11 protein-coding genes are annotated in these 14,934 nt (G+C 51.6%); 4 read left to right on the top strand and 7 right to left on the bottom strand.

Translation table 11 applies throughout. The annotated features are described in order from the left end of the window. Window positions 1-297: 297 nt before the first annotated feature. Window positions 298-1,275: a phospholipase D-like domain-containing protein gene (locus AC54XV_RS20965; protein ID WP_496717207.1), complete on the top strand. Its 978-nt coding sequence runs from the start codon at window positions 298-300 to the stop codon at window positions 1,273-1,275. 166 nt (window positions 1,276-1,441) lie between these two features. Here the strand turns inward: AC54XV_RS20965 and AC54XV_RS20960 are convergent, their stop codons facing one another. From AC54XV_RS20960 to AC54XV_RS20940, 5 genes are all read right to left on the bottom strand, one after another. Next, on the bottom strand, window positions 1,442-3,451 hold the full coding sequence (locus AC54XV_RS20960; RefSeq protein ID WP_496717206.1) for a hypothetical protein: 2,010 nt from the start codon (window positions 3,449-3,451) through the stop codon (window positions 1,442-1,444). 94 nt (window positions 3,452-3,545) lie between these two features. Continuing rightward, window positions 3,546-3,917, bottom strand: coding sequence for a hypothetical protein (locus tag AC54XV_RS20955; protein WP_060409153.1), 372 nt, complete (start codon window positions 3,915-3,917; stop codon window positions 3,546-3,548). A gap of 109 nt (window positions 3,918-4,026) precedes the next feature. Further along, window positions 4,027-4,650: a hypothetical protein gene (locus tag AC54XV_RS20950; RefSeq protein ID WP_496717205.1), complete on the bottom strand. Its 624-nt coding sequence runs from the start codon at window positions 4,648-4,650 to the stop codon at window positions 4,027-4,029. A gap of 39 nt (window positions 4,651-4,689) precedes the next feature. Further along, window positions 4,690-8,070 carry a site-specific integrase gene (locus tag AC54XV_RS20945; RefSeq protein WP_496717204.1) on the bottom strand — a complete coding sequence of 1,127 codons (3,381 nt, stop codon included), beginning with the start codon at window positions 8,068-8,070 and terminating at the stop codon, window positions 4,690-4,692. Next, the gene (locus AC54XV_RS20940; protein WP_330750732.1) at window positions 8,067-9,434 is read right to left on the bottom strand and encodes a tyrosine-type recombinase/integrase; all 1,368 of its coding nucleotides are present in this window, start codon (window positions 9,432-9,434) and stop codon (window positions 8,067-8,069) included. The genes AC54XV_RS20945 and AC54XV_RS20940 overlap by 4 nt, the downstream gene beginning before the upstream one ends. 596 nt (window positions 9,435-10,030) lie before the next feature. On the opposite strand from AC54XV_RS20940, the gene AC54XV_RS20935 reads away from it, so the two are divergent. The 3 genes from AC54XV_RS20935 to AC54XV_RS20925 are packed head-to-tail and all read left to right on the top strand — an operon-like array spanning window position 10,031 to window position 12,928. Then, window positions 10,031-11,074, top strand: a complete 1,044-nt coding sequence (locus AC54XV_RS20935; protein WP_496717203.1) for a PD-(D/E)XK nuclease domain-containing protein — start codon at window positions 10,031-10,033, stop codon at window positions 11,072-11,074. Between the two features lie 7 nt (window positions 11,075-11,081). After that, a complete protein-coding gene (locus AC54XV_RS20930; RefSeq protein WP_496717202.1) occupies window positions 11,082-12,245 on the top strand; it encodes a hypothetical protein in 1,164 nt (387 codons plus the stop codon). Further along, window positions 12,242-12,928, top strand: coding sequence for a hypothetical protein (locus tag AC54XV_RS20925; protein WP_060409127.1), 687 nt, complete (start codon window positions 12,242-12,244; stop codon window positions 12,926-12,928). The genes AC54XV_RS20930 and AC54XV_RS20925 overlap by 4 nt, the downstream gene beginning before the upstream one ends. Before the next feature lie 313 nt (window positions 12,929-13,241). Here the strand turns inward: AC54XV_RS20925 and AC54XV_RS20920 are convergent, their stop codons facing one another. Both AC54XV_RS20920 and AC54XV_RS20915 read right to left on the bottom strand, forming a co-directional pair. Further along, window positions 13,242-13,553, bottom strand: a complete 312-nt coding sequence (locus tag AC54XV_RS20920) for a hypothetical protein (protein ID WP_057420018.1) — start codon at window positions 13,551-13,553, stop codon at window positions 13,242-13,244. Window positions 13,554-13,976: 423 nt separating this feature from the next. Continuing rightward, on the bottom strand, window positions 13,977-14,894 hold the full coding sequence (locus AC54XV_RS20915; protein ID WP_496717201.1) for a hypothetical protein: 918 nt from the start codon (window positions 14,892-14,894) through the stop codon (window positions 13,977-13,979). Window positions 14,895-14,934 lie beyond the last annotated feature (40 nt).

The following is a 14,934-nucleotide window of genomic DNA, read 5'->3' as shown; positions in this document are numbered from 1 at the left end:
CTAATTGGTCAAAATGGCCGAGCCTTTCGTACCTGATTCGCATGTCAGATTGTGCGACGGATGATCAGCTTGAGGCCCTCCCAGCTCACAGCGTGGTCTAAGATTATGGCTGCACGAACTCAGATGCGGAGTAGGCGCGGGCGGGCATAAATGAACCGAAAGCATATCTAGTATCTAATCAGTTGACTGTGATCAAGCCTAGGTGTCTTGAGAGCAGCGTTTCACGTATCCTTCAACGTACGAAGTCGACCATTCTCGGCAATATAAAATTTTCGATATGTACATGGAAAAGTGATCGTGAATTCCAACTATTTTGACAAGCCGGAAACTATCACCACTGAGGCTTACTTTGAAGATATTCAGGAAAAAATAAAAGAAGAGCTCCGGAAGGCACGTGAGTCTGTAAGAGTATGCGTTGCTTGGTTAAGTAGTGAGGTCTTTGAGTCGACTCTACAGCAATTGGTTAATAATGGGGTTCAGGTTGATATAGTATTTAATGATGATGTGATTAATAAGAAAAATTTATCTACCAAGATAGGTGGTGTTAATTTTTACCCTATTAAAACAAAGCGCTATACTAATTTGATGCATAATAAGTTTTGTGTTATTGATGATTGCACTATTGTAACAGGTAGTTACAATTGGTCTAGAAGAGCAGGGCAGCATTTTGAAAATGTAGTGATTGTGCGCAACGATTACGCGCTCGTGGAAAAGTTTAAGCACGAGTTTTATGATCTAATCAATCACTTCAGCGACGCGCATGACATGTTCAAGGTTGCCTGCAAAGAGCCAAAGTGCAAATCGGAATCCTATAACGTAGGAGTGCTTGGTAGTGAAAGCGGTCTATATGATGAGTCAATACTCGGTGTATGGAATATTTGCTCTAATCACGGGCACATTACCTTTTTGAAAGAGGCGCATGCGATCCATCTTAGGATGATGCTTGGCTTAAAAGATACTGGCGACACCTATGACTCTGATGACGAGCTATATCCGCTAGATAAGGAGGATATGCTGAGGCGGTTTAGCAGAGAGCGGAGTGAAATGAAAGCCATGCAAGATGTATTCACTAAAAATTTCGGAGTGGTGACCCATGCGGTGGGCTACGTCTATGTCACGAACGAAAACGAGCATCTTGAATGGGGCGAGCCTCAGGAGTTTGCTATTGGTATGTTGTGGAGGCACATGTATTACCGGAAGCTTATTCCGAGTGTTATTAAAGATGATTGCGAGGGTTTTGATATCAGGCCAATAGTTGATAGGCATTATTTTTGATAAGGGATTTTTAATGACGGCCTCTTGTTGATTGTGTGGAGGCCTGAATTGAGGAGGGGGATTATGGTTTGTTATGACAGCGACCGCTTGTTTCGGGTCGTCCCCTGATTTTCAACATTACAAGTTCATCTCAGGATGCAATGAATGTAACCTTTCGCTCAGAGCATCACTCAACCAACGGCACAATCCGCTGCAACGTCCCAGCGCCCGCAACCCTCGGAAATCCCTCGATCTCATACACGCAGTGTTCAATCACGCGAACCCCTTGCGCCTGTAGGTTTCTGACTAAGGCCATCCCCTTCATATCCCCACCAGAGCCGTGTCCACCGGAGCCGCATTCATCAGAACCGCCTTGAGCAGAGGTGAACACCAGCACTGGTGGGAGAGCCAACCCGCTCGCCTCACGAGGGCTAAGAGCGAACCCCGCAGCCCACGAGTACCCCGCAAATTCGTCAGCTTTGATCGTCCGATACCTTTGCGATTGCAGTATAAAAAGCTCACCGGGCTTAACGTTCACAACGCGAATCAGGGCGTCATCCTGGCGCCGTAGGCCGCGAGGTGAGAGCCGGATCAGATCACCTTTTTTGGGCACTTTCGTCTCTGCTGGAACCGAGCTGTATCGCCGGTTGAGCATCAGCGAGACCTCTGGGCAATCGCACACCACTGCGATACGCTGCACGTCCTCCACGTCAATCCGCGCCTCAATAGCAGAAAGCTCCCGAAAGCACTGCTGGATGGGCAAAGCACCTTGCCGACGCACTCGGACGTCTACCGTTGTGAAGTAGCGAGACATCTGCTCGACAGCTGCATTAGCTGGCAGGGTGGTGTCGACCAGGGCAATCAGATTGACCACGTTTCCTAGCCCTGCCAGCAGCTGAAAAATCTCGAACAACGGCAGCTGATTGAACTGCTGGACAACGACTGCTTGCCCATGAGTACCGTCGGTTATGTTGTAGAACGGAACATTGGCAAAACCCAATTCATCCTCAGACGCCACACACCTGGCACTGGCGGCTGTCACCAATGTTGGAACGGCATTTGTGAGGAGCTCAGAGACAGCACAGTACTGCTGGATGAACTCAATGGCTGCTTTGTTATCGTCATAGCGCACAACCACCAATCGCGAGTTCAGTGCCAACGACACCTCGTCGAGCATGTCGTGAGCGAAGAGATCGGGAGTGAATGCGCCCAAACGACTGAAAGCATGTTCAAGCTCACGCTGGCTGTACACTGGGTGAAACGGGCGGCAGATCCTGGTCAGTTGGTCTCGTACAGCGTTCTGCAAGCAGTAGTTGCTTCGAAGCTGAACTAGGCCCGCCGTCACCACAACCCAGCCATGCCGCTCACACTCGCGCAATGCCTCAAGCACATCAGCCAACCCCCCACCTGCCCTGAAACGGTTCACAGCCTCGCACCCGTCAACATCACTACCTCCACAAATCGACCCGACCTCCACGACGGTATTGCCCGCCAGGGACTGTGCTTCCAGGTACTGCAGCAGCGCCAATGAATGGCTCAACCCCGGAATCAACTCAGAGCCGGAAAGCACTGCTGGAGCAACATCGGCCTCAAGAAACGGCAATGCAATGAGGGGGTTGGCCAGGATGGCGTCAGCGTCTACTTGCAGGCACGTCACCATTCGCTCCGCAGTGGACTGTGGAAATCCTTGGAGCATGATTCCGGACACTGCTTTCTGGAAGGCCACGTATTCCTCCCATGCGAACTGCAGCTGGGCCGTTTGGGCATCGCCAAGATGTTTCCCCAAGATGAATCGACTCTCATGATCAAGCAATTGCCGGACGCGGCGCCGCTCTGCTAAGCCAGTCTCGATCAACAAGTTCCCAAGACCATAAGGCGCAGCGAAAAGGGGTAGCGCACCTTGAGTGCTAACAAAGCCCGCAAGCGCCTTACACTCATCGAATCCCACTTCAGCGCTGGAGGAAACTGAGGCGTCTGAGGCAACTAAAGCAACCAGGGCAACTGAGGCGATGACTAATCCTCTCCCGCGCTTAACGATGGACGCGCGATAGGTCATTCCTGGGAACAGTGGTTTAAATATCAGCGATGGATCAAGCGTCGCCTTGAAGGTGTTCCCAGTGGCCAGAGATATGAGATGGAATTGACGTTCGCCACTCAGTGTGAGTGTGTATTTTCGGACGAAATAATGCTTTGCCATTGGCTGTGCACCACTGGTTAAAAAGGTTAGAAGGAAAAAAGGGCCACAAAGAGGCGAACCAATCGGCGTCCTGCGGGGCCCGACAGGAGCCCGGTCAGAACGTGAGGATCTTCCCTGATCTAATGATTTCCTCTCGGAAGGCAGCGCACTGTATGGCCTGCTCAGCTTCTCGCAGTTTGGTTCGGAGCAACTGAATCTCGGTTCGCAAACTGGCCAGCGATTTGTCGTACTGCGTATGTGGCTTGGTGGACGACTGGGATCGCACGTGCTCCAGCAAGAGATCAGCAATCTGGGAAAGCTCCTCCCCACCGCGCCCTGGATAGAACACTTGCCTGGTAAGTCCAACCGTCCCGGCAAGCCATGCGAGGTTTATTTTGCCAGCTCGCATAGGCACGCCTTTACCTGATTCGATGACCTCCAAGACCACCAGGCGCAGCTTCCTGGCTGACTCCAATTGCGGCGTCATGGCGCGCAGTACCTCAAGCGGCGTGCCTCCCTGGACATCAACCCCCGTGCCAGCAGCAACTCCAGCGCCGTCCTCAGCATCAGCGCCACCGATACAACCATCATTCAACTTAAGCACGGCTATTTTTCCATTTGAGGTAAGGGGCGATGAGCTTGGAATCCGCAACTGGTTTCGGAATCCCGCTGACATCCGAGAAGTCGGTCAGGGTGTCGTCGACGATCTGAATGGCTGGCTTGTGATCGAGGATTCTGTCTACGAGCTGGCAGGTCACTTCGTATTCGCGTTGGTACTCAGGTACGCTGGCTTTGGCGGCAACCCCGTGAGACTGTGCAGCCCTGACAGTCCGTTTCGACAGGTCGTCTACGATGTTGCGAAGCTTGGCGTTCTCCTCCTCCAACTGCGCAGTTCGAATCATGACCGGATGCATTGGATCGATATCGATCTTGTACGGGGTAGGAGCGCTGCTCCCATCGCCCAGCAATGCCGGATAGCGCTCCAAACACTGCCTGTATGTCTTCCCACGCTTTAACAGCAAGCTGCGATCTATGCCGCAAATGCGGGCTACTTCCTTTGCTAACTGGCTGATATTTTTGAAGGGGTCACCACTCTCCTGAAGCACCTCCAAGGCAGCATTGATTCGAGCAATCGTCGCGTTGAGTTGCGCGGCGCCGCGTCGCGCTTTCACTGTTTCAGGCGCTCCTCTTCGCACTGCTTTGGTGGGTTTCTTTGTCATGGTCGGTTCGGCCCAGTCTCACGAGCTCGCTTGGCCATCTCAGTGCACCATCGCCATCGAAGCTTGGTCTTTGGGTGAGAGGGCAGAAGGTTTGCTCAGGGCGTACGCAGCAATATCCCCGAATGAAAGACCCGCACCATTCATAATTGAAAGAATTTGACCAATGTAGCGCTCTTTTTCGTCGACTGGTTGGTTGACAACTATCAATAACTCGGGGTTACGTGCCATCTCTTCAAGGATTAGCGGGTAATGCTCTGACGCCAAGGCAGGAAACTGGGACATGTCTAACAGCATGGAGAGAACGCGCTGTTTCGGGTCGTCCATATCAACGCTGTGACGTACAGCATTAGCAAGGTCGCGATGACGAGTGATGTACCCTTTCGGAAACTTCTCTTCCCGCCAGTTTTTCTCAAGAATCTGAACGACTTGACGGTATCCGGCCAGTTCCAACGCGCTCAGCGAAAGCTCGTCGTAGACTATCTCGGTATTGGACGAGTGTGGTTGATGTTTGTGTAATTGCTGAAGCCTTGGCTTAAGATGATCAACGCGGTTGGCTAGGTCGCGAACTTTTGCGTTCAGACCGGGTAGGTGATCGATGCCGAATATTGCATAAGGGCAGATACCACAAGTTCGAGCTTTTCTTGTGAAATTCATCAATTTTTTAGGGCAATCACCGTCTAACGCACAAATGCAATTGTCCAGAAATTTTACGCGCTGAGTTTTGGTGCTAGCAATCAAGTCCAGACCTGTCTCCTCAATGTCCAGAATACCTGGAAGTACGGAAATCAGGTGCTGTTCGCGCACTGTATCTTTGCGGTGCTTTTGCCAGCCTTTGACCAGCGCTGATTCTGGCGATGACGGGCTGGGAGGTCTGCCGGTCAGAGCAGCAAATGCATGCGCAGACACTGCTTTGTTGGCAGATTCAACTAGGGTGAGCGTTTCTTGTCGCGTCGGCACTACGTAATGCGCGGATGTGTACCGATGGGCATGGCCTACTTGCCCTCCGATGATGGCGTAATCGAGAAATGCATAAATACGGCGGTGGGTGATCCAAGTTGCACGTAGCGCATGGGGTGTATGTACTGCCGACCAATCTCCACTGGCCGTCTGCTCCACGAATTGATGGCGACTTTCAGGTGGCACGAAACTGTTGTACATTTCTTGAAAGCCACGAAGAATCAACGTCCACTTAGCTGCGTAAGAGGGATCAGAAAACGGCAAGCCGCTATCGAGCCATGGGCTCCGGAAGAGAGGTTGGATTTTTCCGTACTTCTTCGCATTGCTGATATCGTTTTCGTAATAGACACCTTTGTATTTTTTGCCGTACTGCTTAGTCTGAAAGTGGCGCTCTTGGAGCAGTACGTCCATAACCTTGTAAGGGAGCGACACGGGGCGGCTATTGCCGCTTTTATCGGTGTTGACGTAGAGAATGCAGCTGCTAAGGCTACCCCGCAGAGAGGCATCATAATATTTGTCAAAGCTGCGAATATCCAGCCATTGGCAGTTTTGAAGGCGTAGCCCAGAAAACATGGCTGTGGTGAGCATTCTCAACTGTGACAGCCATGGGACGTAAATTTCACGGCCAGCGTATTTATAATTCTCACTTTTCCACGAATAAGCGTTGATGATTTTTTTGAGAGGCACCTCCAGGGTTTCAGAGATGTCGTCGGGGTTCCACAGCTTGAGGGAGTATGAAATTCCGTATTTTTCGAGATCAATCCAAACGCTGTTTTTCAGATCCAGAGAGTCTTGGAAGCTCAGTAAGCCTGTCAGGCATTTGTTTTGAAGTTCAACCCCGATCGCATCGAGTGCCAGCATGTAGGCCTCGACCATAATCATGGAGCCGATGGGCAAGGGGATTTTGTCACTTTTCCCCGCTGGGCCACTTCCAGGTGAGTCCAGTTTTGGATGAACCGGATTTGTGTAGGGGCCACTGACCAGTGCTCTGCCATCTGGCAGCAATTCTTTACTTTTTGCTATCGCGACCTCAAAGTACCGCCATACCGAAAAAATGAAATGCGACTTTGTTTTGATACTGCGTTTAAGATCGTAGAACTGCATCAGTGTGAGAGGCAGGTCGAGGTGCGAGGTATCCTTGAGATTTTTGATCTTGGTGTTTTTTTTTGTGCGATGCCAAAATATGGATCGGTGGAATTCCTCGATGTTAGTCGGGAATTCAACGCCGCTGTCCGGGTGTTTTCTCAGCCAAGCGGGCAAATACCTGCCCAAGTAGTCCATCAGGATGTGAATGTAGCCAACTTCCTGCGCCCTGCTTTTGGGTTGGTGCTCTTCGATATGCTCAAGATGCAGTTGTCCAGCTCTTACCCAAGAGGCTAAGTTGTCCTCAATGTGAGGATTCTCTGGGGTATTGTAGTAACTCTCGACCCATTCATAGTCGCCCTTTGTAGGCCGCCTGCGGCCAGGCAGAGCTGCATACTCCTCAGGGGAAAGTACGCTCTGTGCTTCCCAGTTTTGGGCGCCTTCTCGGGCGATTTTATCCTCAATTTTTTGTTTGTTCTTCCTCTTGCGGCCATCAAGGCCGGCGGCATAACGGGATCTTCTCCATTTTAGGTTTTCGCTTTTTGACTGGCTGGGGTCGATCGAACCCCAGTGCATTGCGAACTCCGCATAGGACTTTTTGATTTCGGTACTCGATTTCTCGATCCTGGTCGTGCTTAGATGCGCGTGATACCCCTCAAGTAGACGCGCCTGATCAGGGCTTACAATCGATGGATATTGTTTGGCGAACAGGTGAAGCCAAGCTAGGTAGGAAAAATCCAAACCTTTACTGCCCTTTGTTGCCTTGCTCTTTATTTCACGCTGTTTGTCTACAACTGCAGGCGCTGCCTCCCACAGCTCTTCAAATACTATATTTTCAGGCTTTTTCCAGTTCACACGGTACTGGAAAGTGCGAGCGCAGCGCTGCTGATGCGATGCGTTGAGTCCAGCGATCTGGTGAATGAAACCCTCGGACATGCCTATCATTTCTGGGTACTTGGCCCATATGCCACTCAGGTTGAAGCTATGGGGGAGCGTGACGTGTCCCTTCGCCCACAAGAGTACGAACATCGCCCGGATAGGGATGCGAAGTCCGCTCACATCTTTCAGCTTTGGCGTGTACTCGCCCGTGAGCTCCTCATAAAGGGGCATGGCGAGATCGAGCTGTTTGTCGGGTACGAGGCATAGGCTGTAGAGGTTAGTGAGCTCTTGGTAGGTCAGGGCCCGACCTTTCCGATGCCGCAAGAAGATGGATAAGGCCAGACGGTGTCTGGCCTGCATATCCCTCAGAAGCTCTGGATTTGCTTTCCCCGCGACATTCTCGGCTTCCATAGCTTTCTGAGCCAACTCTTGCAAGATGGCTTGAGCGCTTTGCAGGACATCGTCGCCGTGCACGGTAAGGTTGTCGGTGGTGTTGATCACGCTTCTGGGCCCTGCTGCAGCAGTTGCTCGCTTAGGCGCGCATAGGCTTGGCCACGGTAGTAATCAATGCTTTCCCCGGCGCCCCGGTGGTAGATGAGTTCATTTGCAGCATCTACCTCCACAAGGGTGTAAATACCCAAGTCGGCGGCATAGATCTCAGTGCTTTTGAGGTCAGCATGGCCCATCAACAACTGGATCTCAGGCAGGTCGAGGCCAGGTTTAGGTCGGCCTGGCACCACCACATAGTTACGTGCCCACACGCCGTACAGGTGGCGGAATTGGTGGGACGAGTAGTTTCCTTGAGGCGCTACGAACTTCAGTTTCTTCTGCGTGGCTTGGATGCTGCGATTGACCGCCCTGTTGACGCTGTTGGCATTGAGTTCGCAGAGAGGTACACCGTAGGTATCTTCATCCAACGACAGCAGCAGCCAAGGGCTGTCAGAAGAAGGGCGCACAGCCATGTACTCAGCCAGCTTTTCCCAAAATATCGACTGGAACGGCTCGAACATAGTCACAACAGCTGTCTTGCGGCCCTTGAAGCCGAAGCTTTCCTTGTTGGTCGTGTCACGCAAGCCTTGAGGGTCTTCGACGCGGATGATCCTCTTGTGGACGTCTATGTCCTCCAGGCGAATCCCCATCGCTTCCGATACCCTCAAACTCCCGAGTCCAAAGCACCAGATCAGGCCGTCCAGCCGAGTCGGGGCGTTTTCAAGCATCGGCAGAATGTGAGGGATGCCGATATGTTTGGCCTCCCGCTTTTTCTTGTTCTTGGGCGTGCGCAGGCCTCCTTGGGTTTTCTTTGCATCTTTGCCAAGAGAGGGTTTGACCTGCAGGGTGTTGGCGTGGATCTGAGCCAATTCCTGAGGGCTGCGCACCCGGGGACGGAGTTCCGGCAACTCATTCACTTGCTCTAGGGGCGCTTGACCCGTTAGGACGGCGGACATTTCTGCCTGTTCGAACGTGATTGCGCTGCAGACTCTCAGCATCAGATTGGCGCCTGCGATGTATGGGCCCGCAGACTTGGGGGAGAGCGTTTTTCGGCCTGTTCGAATGAATGCCTGGCGGACAATCGGGTCTTTGGCGTCCGCCCCATCGATGAGATAGGATGGAAAAAGCTGCATGGTTTTCGATGCAGTAGCAGGGTCAAGTCGGCCAGAAAGGGCACCGGTCTCATAGAGAAATTCGGCAAGCGCGCGCCCACCTCTCTCCAAGGTGATGACCGAGTTACGCGCGTAGCTGATGCCGATCTCGTCCCAGAGGTGCTCGGTGAACTCGTTGTAGAAATCTAACGGTATGCCTGTAGCTGTCTCGTAAAGCCTGGGAGGCTCGCCCTTGACTAGCGTGAGGCTATTCATCGCTTGCATGCTGCCGCCGGGGCCTGGCTGCTTTTTACCCTTCTGCCGACGAGGGGCTAGGGGGCTCAGCTCTTTTGCAATCGTCGGGTTACGCATATATTGACAAGGCTCCGGTATGGTGATTTAATCTCGCGAACCGGATGGTATTGACTGTACAGTAAAATTAGAAATAGCTAAAAGTGCTAACAAGGCGCTTCTTTATGTCTTTTTTCGCCTGTATTCTCTGCGACCCCCTATTTTCCGGCGCCTCTAAAGTCGTTCCCGCCGTTTCCCCAATCCTCATAGATGCATAGGTTCATCCCTTGCTGGCTATAGAGGCATGCTTGAATGCCCATGCCGGTAAATATTTCCAACAGTCCGGCTGACGACTCGATTGTGCTGATGGAACGCGCCGCGTGATGCCAAGGCTCTGCGTCCATGCGCAAATTTGATGAATTTCGACACAGTCGTGCTCGAACCCTGACCGTCGCCATGGCGACGTCAAAGGTTTTGCGATACTTTGTACTGGCATGAAGCCATATCTATAGCAGGACGCACCCAGACGGCTCAGGCCCCGACCTTGGCTGACCTCGTTCCTGCGCATTCATTTCGTGACAGGAACGACCATGTCAGGCGGCGAAACCGAAAAAATTGCAAGGCTCGCGGAGCTCGTTTCCAACGAGATATTCAGCTTCTTTCGCTGGAAGAAAGAGGGGCCGGCGAACCTCAACTTCGCCTGTGTGAAGAAGGAAACGCACGCGCCCTCGAAGAAGTCTGAGCACACGCATCCGACTGACGTGGTGTTCAAGTACGCAGACCCTTATCTGAATAAAGCCGTCTACCTTCATACCGATTTGAAGAGCTACGCGGTGGGCTCAATCACGCTGGACTCGATCAAGAAGGCCTTGAAATCCTTGGGCAAGACAATCGACTGTGCCCGTGCCTCAACGGAGTGGCAGACGCGCTATCACTTGGCTAAGCGTGAGAGGTATGAGGTTCGTGGGATGCTGTTCGTGTACAACCACGACGACGAGTACGACAAGAATTTCTACGATCACTTCAAGGACTACAAGGGCGAGAACCTGCACATCAAGGATTCTCAGCAGATTCATATCGTCGAACCTTCACTGATCAATTACCTGAAGACGCTGCAGGTCGATGTGAATGCCCTCAGAGCGGCAGGGACATTTCCTAAGGACAACTACACCTTCTATTATCCTGACCTCGTTTTGCATAAGGCCAGTGGCGAATACTGGGAGCGCGCGGCCACCGCTGAGCTCATCGCTTCGCCGTACATGATCATCCACCACAAAGAGGTGATCTCGTACTGCGAAAAGGCCATGAAGCCGACAGAAACTTATAGCGAAGGCTACCTGATCTACTATCGCCGCGATGGCAGCAGTGAGATCGAATTCAGGTACCTCTTTGACGCCCTGTCCAGGTTCCAAATCCTTAATGCCAACAAAGAATTGAAGATCCGGATCAGGGTTGCCAATCGCTACCATCACAGCAGCATCCTCAGCAACTTCAACGCTGCCATCAACAGCTACGTCACTGAGTGGGGCGAAGACGAGAATCGCAAGCGGAAATTGCAGGCAATCGAACTGGACATCGTGAATCACGCGATTCCGAACTATAAGCCCGAAGCGATCGGCTGGGAGCGAGACTGACATGAGAATGGGTAGCCTGTACTTCGCGTCCGACAAAGCGATCTTTGACGCGCTCACGCAGCGAAGCCTTACGAGCGCTGAGCTCCGGAAGGTCTTCCTCTCCAGGGGGATCGTGATCTCCAATGAGTCAGACAAAAAATTCCTGGCCAATCGGTTCAGTGCCCTGTTCCATGATTACTACGATTATCGGAATCTTTCGCTGTTGGTAGGTGGCCGTGACAGTCGTGAGAAAACTACGAATGTGGTCGTCACCACGGCGGTTACAAAAGATCAGCTGACCGACGCTCTGACCTCCGTCAAGGAGTGGCTTGTGGATGATCAGCACGAGCAGGCTGAAGTAGCTATCCATGGGGATCAGCTCAAGCTCACCGTCAAATACCAGAAGCTTGATCTGAGCCAGGCGGAGTTCCGCCAGGTCGTCGAGAAGACAGCGGAGGTAATCCTTGAGAAGCAGGGCAACGGCTGGAAAATCACTGGGCCCATGAACGAAAAGTTCAAGGACATCACCGATCAGCTGTATTCCCAGATCGAGATAGTCACTGACAAAGACGTGGCGACCCGAACTATCTCTCTGGAGGCAATTTCGGATGCCGGCATCAGGACGAATTTCCTTCGCAGTTTGATCCGCAACCTCAAGGGCATGGAGGTGGTTGATGTCGTCGACGTCTCCACATTCAACCCTAAAGATCGAGAAGATGATGACCTGGATCTCAGCGATGAGGCGTTGGTGATCGAGGATGCGGTTGAGTTTGACTCAGACGATGAGGGCGAGGGTGGCGATCCGGAAACCGAGCTGGCGAGGCCGCAGCCAGAAGTCATGGTTCACAAGATTATCCGCATCGACAAGGCATCACTGAAGGGCAAAGGTGTCTTGGAGTCCAAGCAGCTGATGGAGCTTGAGGGGCACGGTTTTTACCTATGGAAAATTCGGTGGACTGCTCGCGAGAAGCTCGTAGGTTCAGAGATCGTTCAGTTCGAGGCTCAGTTTGGTAACCAGTCCAGGTACTGTGATTTCTCATACATCGTGAAAGGTGTCTACAACTACAACAATGGGAAATACGCCAAGAATCTGGTGCGTGCCGAGCCGGTGTTTGAGCAGAAGCTCAAAATCCGCTTGGAGGAAGCAGCGCAGAAAACACTGGATGACATCGAAAGGAGTTTATTGGCATGAAGTCAAAGCGGCTGAAACTGTGGGTTCTGACCGCTCGCATTGACTTTCAGACCCTTGTTCATGGCCTTCGACAGCAGCCGTTCAACGACGAGAGTCGGATCGGTGTCGAGGTTCTTGAAGTCCTGGATGGCAAGGCAACCTTTCGGTATCACGAGCAACGGGATATCACCCAGTCGTTTACGAATCCTCTAGGTGAGACGGTCGAGTCGAGTTACTCGACGTTCATCAGCTTTGACATGGTGTTCGAGTCGCTGGGGCCAGATCGTTATTCGATCTGCATGAGCTCGCCGCCCAAGGATCTGAAACCGTTCGTAGAGCTCATCCGGGCTGCAGCCGGGACAACATTCGCCCTGGAGATCGTGAAGCCAGATATCTCATTGGTCTACCAGCAGTTGAAAGCCGACAAGCGCCTCACGAGGGTCATGGCCAAGCGCATCGTGTCTGGCGCGGTGACCTTTGATATCGAAAGCAGCTACCGGGTGGATATCGCCTCGACCGGTAATGCGATGACGAAATTGTTGGAAATCACGGGTGGGCGCGCTGCACCGATCGACAAGATAAAAATTACTTATCAGTACGACTCCAAGCCTGTTCAGGTAGAAATGTCTAGATCTGGATCTATTGCCGTGTCGCTGGATGATGAGGTGCACTTGCACCTGCTTACCGCGTTGTTGATTCGATAGTCAAAGTCGAGGTGGGTTAAGGAGAGGTCATGGGCGCCATCCTGCCCACCTCACTCAACTTGCGATTGGTATGGAGCACCCCCAGTTCGATTCTACGCCGCTCGGTATGTGAGTCGGTCGAAACAAATGCCGGCGAACGGTAGGCCAAGCACTTGAGGAAGTGTTGCGCTGTACATGCTTGAGCCGCACGACGCTCAGAGGGGCTCGGTAGTGGTATGGAGAGGGGGCAGAGCCCAACCCCATGAGGCACGAGGTTAGGTTTCCGCCTGACGCTGTCCGAGTGGAAGCGTTTTAGATCGTGAGCATCTGTACTTCATTTCTCAGTGTCAGTCACCTTGGGAGGGGACGCTGGAGTGGCAGGCGCTGGAGTCGCTGGTTGGGACGGCTTGCTGGCCAACGTTTCCGCAATCTCCGCGCAGTTCAAACCCTCGTAGCGGCTGCGAATGTGCTCCTCGGCACCACCGCCTTCGATGGCTATCTGAAACGCCGCCTTATAGGCTTTTGCGGGGTCGGCCTCGGTGATTTCTGCAATGATTTCTGCATTATCCCTAACCGCCTTCAGGCCCTCGACCACCTCACTGACCAGCCCGTTGACCATACCTTGACGCAATGGTGTTTTTTTCATCAGGAATCGCTCCGCTAAGGTTCAAGTCAACATTTGGTACCTACTTAAGCCAAGCACAAGATTCAGGTTTATCAATACATTTCGTTTAAATTCAATCGTATAGAGAATTCGTTGTGTTTCTGCTTTTGACACAGAGGCTTGCAGTTATCTGGTGAGAAACAACCTGAGTATCGGAAGGTTGGGTGTTGCTGAAGATGTGACAAGTGTCACGTTTTTCTCTATCGGACGCTCTGACACGTTATCCCCAAGAAGGACGGTGGGGGAGGTTGACTGGGACGAGAGCCGGTGTGGCATGAGGTAACAGCTCGACACCGCAACGCGAACCGTTAGGTGCCGCTGACGTCTTGCTGCCGTAAACGGCTCACCTGTCGGTGGGTGTTGTTATTTTTATACTCGGGTGATGAGTATGTTGCCTAGTATTTCCTAACTTTCTAATAGCTCAAGCAGTTCATCAATTTTGAGAGTGCAAGTCCTGTTGCCGAGAAAAGGTGCTGCATACCGTTCTAAAAGTTCTTGGTTGGGCTTAAGGCCTGCCTTAAGATGTTTGCGGGCACTTTGAAGGTTTTCTTTCGTATATTCCATTCCTTCTGAGAGCATTTCGGTAAGTAGTCGTTCTCTTCGTTCAGCTGCCGGCTTGCCGATGCAACCCAGTTTGATATAGTTTGCGAGATGAATGGCTAAGACTTTTTCGCTATGGAAATAATTGAACCTCGATGCAAGGTGTTTTTCGTAGACTTCATCAATAACGCCAGAAGATAGAAGCTCGACATAAAATTTAGGAAGATTGTCTTCTAGGAACCCGGCTTGAACTTTCTTCTCGGGTGCGAGAAGGATATAAAAAGGCGTGTGAGCCCTAAGATCTACATGCTTGAGAAGTGTAAGGCCATAACACGCAGCGCCGATGATGCACAGATTGTTACCGGTTGCTGAGTTTATCGTTCTCAGCTTTTTGGAAATTAAGCTCCATGCTACAAATTCATTGGTTTTTGCAATGTGCAGCCCCTTGCCTTTATCTCCGTGCATATCTAAATGTAAAAAAGGTTTAAGTCCAAAATGGCTTTCATAGATTAAAGTATCAAGTAGATCTGTTAGGTCTTTGCTTGAATTTATTTCAAAGAGTGTTATTTCACGATTTTTCGAGCGGAATGCGCTGGATACATCGTCGAAAATTCGATTGGACAATCCGACGTCTTTTCCTGGCAAGCTTCTAATCCAAAATATTTGGTTGTATGAAAAGGTTGTATTTAATTGCATTCGCTGTGACATTCCTGGCTCGCTTTTTTTGGTGAGTGCAGGGGACGATTGACGATTATAGCCGTATCGTTGGATGACGAAGAGCATCAGCACCTGCTGACGAGCCTATTCATTCGCTGACCGGACA

The sequence above is a fragment of the Pseudomonas fragariae (ex Marin et al. 2024) genome (genome assembly GCF_059621105.1).
This window is presented reverse-complemented; position numbering and strand designations above follow the sequence as displayed.

Excerpts from the sequence above, each read along its gene's own strand:
- AC54XV_RS20960 (WP_496717206.1), bottom strand. The coding sequence starts at position 3,451 with ATGGCAAAGCATTATTTCGTCCGAAAATACACACTCACACTGAGTGGC.
- AC54XV_RS20940 (WP_330750732.1), bottom strand. The coding sequence starts at position 9,434 with ATGCAAGCGATGAATAGCCTCACGCTAGTCAAGGGCGAGCCTCCCAGG.
- AC54XV_RS20955 (WP_060409153.1), bottom strand. The coding sequence starts at position 3,917 with ATGACGCCGCAATTGGAGTCAGCCAGGAAGCTGCGCCTGGTGGTCTTG.
- AC54XV_RS20935 (WP_496717203.1), top strand. The coding sequence starts at position 10,031 with ATGTCAGGCGGCGAAACCGAAAAAATTGCAAGGCTCGCGGAGCTCGTT.
- AC54XV_RS20930 (WP_496717202.1), top strand. The coding sequence starts at position 11,082 with ATGGGTAGCCTGTACTTCGCGTCCGACAAAGCGATCTTTGACGCGCTC.
- AC54XV_RS20950 (WP_496717205.1), bottom strand. The coding sequence starts at position 4,650 with ATGACAAAGAAACCCACCAAAGCAGTGCGAAGAGGAGCGCCTGAAACA.
- AC54XV_RS20925 (WP_060409127.1), top strand. The coding sequence starts at position 12,242 with ATGAAGTCAAAGCGGCTGAAACTGTGGGTTCTGACCGCTCGCATTGAC.
- AC54XV_RS20915 (WP_496717201.1), bottom strand. The coding sequence starts at position 14,894 with ATGCTCTTCGTCATCCAACGATACGGCTATAATCGTCAATCGTCCCCT.
- AC54XV_RS20920 (WP_057420018.1), bottom strand. The coding sequence starts at position 13,553 with ATGAAAAAAACACCATTGCGTCAAGGTATGGTCAACGGGCTGGTCAGT.